The 3,358-nt window shown below is 67.4% G+C and carries 5 protein-coding genes; all 5 read left to right on the plus strand.

Features of this window, described 5'->3' with window-relative positions:
* A partial coding sequence (locus JNK99_RS13430) for a 4Fe-4S dicluster domain-containing protein (protein ID WP_291853934.1) occupies positions 1–296 on the plus strand: 296 nt, incomplete at its 5' end.
* 61 nt (positions 297–357) lie between these two features.
* Positions 358–1,002 carry an indolepyruvate oxidoreductase subunit beta gene (locus JNK99_RS13435; protein WP_291853935.1) on the plus strand — a complete coding sequence of 215 codons (645 nt, stop codon included), beginning with the start codon at positions 358–360 and terminating at the stop codon, positions 1,000–1,002.
* Between the two features lie 107 nt (positions 1,003–1,109).
* Positions 1,110–1,961: a bifunctional methylenetetrahydrofolate dehydrogenase/methenyltetrahydrofolate cyclohydrolase FolD gene (folD, locus tag JNK99_RS13440; RefSeq protein ID WP_291853936.1), complete on the plus strand. Its 852-nt coding sequence runs from the start codon at positions 1,110–1,112 to the stop codon at positions 1,959–1,961.
* On the plus strand, positions 1,961–2,458 hold the full coding sequence (purE, locus tag JNK99_RS13445) for a 5-(carboxyamino)imidazole ribonucleotide mutase (protein WP_291853937.1): 498 nt from the start codon (positions 1,961–1,963) through the stop codon (positions 2,456–2,458). The genes folD and purE overlap by 1 nt, the downstream gene beginning before the upstream one ends.
* A gap of 25 nt (positions 2,459–2,483) precedes the next feature.
* On the plus strand, positions 2,484–3,358 hold an 875-nt coding region (locus JNK99_RS13450), incomplete at its 3' end, for a 5-(carboxyamino)imidazole ribonucleotide synthase (protein ID WP_291853938.1).

Consider the following 3,358-nt stretch of genomic DNA (forward strand, 5'->3'; position numbering starts at 1 on the left):
TGATCAAGGACTACCATGCCCTGAAACCCTACATGGTGATCGACGATCGCTGCACCGGTTGCGGCAACTGCATCGACGTCGGCTGCCCGGCGATCCACGTGACGCGCCGCGATCGGGTGAAGAAAGCGAGCGGTCGCGCAGTCGACCTCGCTTTCGTACGCATCGAGAGCGCCGCCTGCACCGGCTGCGGCCTGTGCCTGAAACCCTGTGCGCCCGATGCCATCGTCCACGTGGACACCCTGGCCATGCCGATCAAGGTGGTCAGGAAGGGCGCAGAACTCAGCCAGAATAGCTAGCGGCAAGGCCGCCGCTGCCAGCGGCCTCGTCCACCCGGCGATGTTGAAAGGTTCCGATTCGATGTCTGCAAAATGCAAGTACGACACCACCAACATCCTGGTGGTGGGTACCGGTGGCCAGGGCGTCATGACCGCCACCGAAATCCTCGCCGAAGCGGCGATTGCCCTCGGCCATGACGCCAAGAAGACCGAGGTCGCCGGCATGGCACAGCGCGGCGGCGTGGTCTCCTCGCACCTGCGTTTCGGCCAGAAGGTGCTGTCGCCACAGATCAGCCCGGGTTCCGCCGACGTGTTGCTCGGTTTCGAAGCAGCCGAAGCGATGCGCTGGCGCCACATGCTGCGGCCCGACGGGCTGGTACTGATGAACACCGGCCGCCTGGTCCCGCCGATCGTCGAACTCGGCCTCTACGACTACCCGGACGACCCGGTGGCCGAAATGCGCGCCGCCGGGACGCGCGTCTTCTCCTTCGACGCCTCGTCGATCGCCCTGGAACTCGGCGAAATCCGGCTGGGCAACACGGTCATGCTGGGCGCCATCTCGGACCACCTGCCCTTCCCGGCCGAAGTGCTCGAGCACTGCATCCTGCAGCGCTTCGCCAGGAAAAAGGCGGCAATCGTCGAACTCAACCGGCGCGCCTTCGCGGCCGGCCGGGCGGCCGCCGAAGCAGCCGCCCGGGCCGATGCCGACGCCGCTTCGGCGGCCTGATCTGCGCTAGAATGGCGCCCCATCGTTGATCGATGCGCAGTCCGGGCACTGCCAGCGGACCACTGCACATTTCCCGCATTGCCCCCGCACCTCCAGGAAAATCCAAGATGACGGCAACAATCCTCGACGGCAACGCACTGGCCCGGAAGCTGCGCGCCGATTTCAAGACGCGCGCGGAAACGCTGGCCGCGCGCGGCACCCGACCCGGCCTGGCAGTGCTGCTGGTCGGCGAGGACCCGGCTTCGCAGGTCTATGTGCGCAACAAGGTGAACGCCTGCGCGCAGGCCGGCTTCCACTCGGAGAAGATCACCTACCCGCCCGACGTCGAACCGGCGATCGTCCTGGCGCGGATCGCCGAACTCAACGCCGACCCGCGGATCCACGGCATCCTGGTGCAGTTGCCGCTGCCCGGACATTTCGACAGCGACGCGCTGCTCAAGGCGATCGCCCCGGAAAAGGATGTCGATGGCTTTCACGCCGAAAATGTCGGCGCACTGATGCAGGGCCACCCGCGTTTCATTCCCTGCACCCCCTACGGCGTGATGAAATTCTTCGCCGAGGCCGGCATCGACCTCAAAGGCAAGGAAGCGGTGATCCTCGGACGCTCCAACATCGTCGGCAAACCGATGGCCATGCTGCTCATGCAGGCCAGCGCAACGGTCACCATCTGCCATTCGCAGACGCGGGATCTCGCCTGCCACACGCGCCGGGCCGACATCCTCGTCGCGGCGCTCGGCAAGGCGCGTTTCGTCACCGCCGACATGGTCAGGCCGGGCGCCGTGGTGATCGACGTCGGGATCAATCGCCTGCCCGACGGCAAGCTCTGCGGCGACGTCGATTTTGCCGCGGTCAGCGAGGTCGCCTCGGCGATCACGCCGGTGCCGGGTGGCGTCGGGCCGATGACCATCACCATGCTGCTCGCCAACACCCTCGAAGCAGCCGAGCGGGAGGCCGGCTGATGCCGACGCGTGCGCCAGTCGTCGGCGTCGTCATGGGCTCGGACTCCGACTGGCCGACCATGCAGGCCGCCGCCGTGATGCTCAAGGAGTTCGACGTGCCTTTCGAAACACGCGTCGTTTCGGCGCATCGCACCCCCGATCTGCTCTTCGCGTACGCCGCCGCGGCGGCGGCGCGCGGCTTGCGGGCGATCATCGCCGGCGCCGGCGGCGCCGCCCATCTGCCCGGCATGCTGGCCGCCAAGACGACGCTACCGGTGCTCGGCGTGCCGGTACAGTCGAAAGCGCTGTCCGGCCAGGATTCGCTGCTCTCGATCGTCCAGATGCCGAAAGGAATCCCGGTCGCCACCTTCGCCATCGGCGAGGCCGGCGCGGCCAACGCGGCGCTGTTCGCCGTTGCCATGCTGGCCACCGCCGATACGGCTCTGGCGCAACGGCTGACCGACTTCCGACAGGCGCAGGCCGACAAGGTGATGGCGATGAAGCTGCCGGAGGTGTGAGCGGCCCGTCCGTCCACCGCCCACGATGATTCTTCCGCCCGCAACCCTCGGCATGCTCGGTGGCGGCCAGCTCGGCCGCTTCTTCGTCGCTGCTGCGCACGAAATGGGTTATCGCGCCTGGGTTCTCGACCCCGACCCGCACAGCCCCGCCGCGCTGATCGCCGACCGTCACCTGCTGGCCGCCTACGACGATTATGCGGCGCTCGACGAACTGGCGCAGGGCTGTGCCGCGGTGACCACCGAGTTCGAGAACGTCCCCGCCGGCACCCTCGACTATCTGGCCAAGTTCGTCATCACCCGCCCTTCCGCAGCGGCGGTCAGCATCTGCCAGAACCGCATCGCCGAGAAGGAGTTCCTGCGCGACAACGGCCTGCCGCACGCTCGCTTCGCCGCGGTGCACAGCGAACAGGAACTGCGTCAGACCGACGCCGGGCTGTTTCCCGGAATTCTCAAGGTCGCCCGCTTCGGATACGACGGCAAGGGGCAGGCAATGGTCGGCGATCGCGAGCAGGCGCTCGCCGCTTTCCAGCACCTGAAGGGCGAAATTTGCGTCCTCGAACAGAAATTGGCACTCGAGCGCGAGGTCTCGGTCGTTCTGGCGCGCGACGAGAACGGCCAGGTGAGCAGCTTTCCCACCGCCGAGAACAGCCACCGCAAAGGCATTCTCGACCTGTCGCTGGTACCGGCCGGCGCCGCCGGCCCGCTGCATGCGCGGGCGGCCGAGCTCGCCGCGACGATCGCCGGGCGCCTGGACTATGTCGGCACCCTGGCCGTCGAGTTCTTCGTCGTCGCGGGCGAACTGCTGATCAACGAAATGGCGCCCCGGCCGCACAACAGCGGCCATTACACCATCGATGCCTGCGTCACCAGCCAGTTCGAACAGCAACTGCGCGCCCTCTG

The sequence above is a fragment of the Accumulibacter sp. genome (assembly GCF_016789985.1).
Taxonomy (GTDB): domain Bacteria; phylum Pseudomonadota; class Gammaproteobacteria; order Burkholderiales; family Rhodocyclaceae; genus Accumulibacter.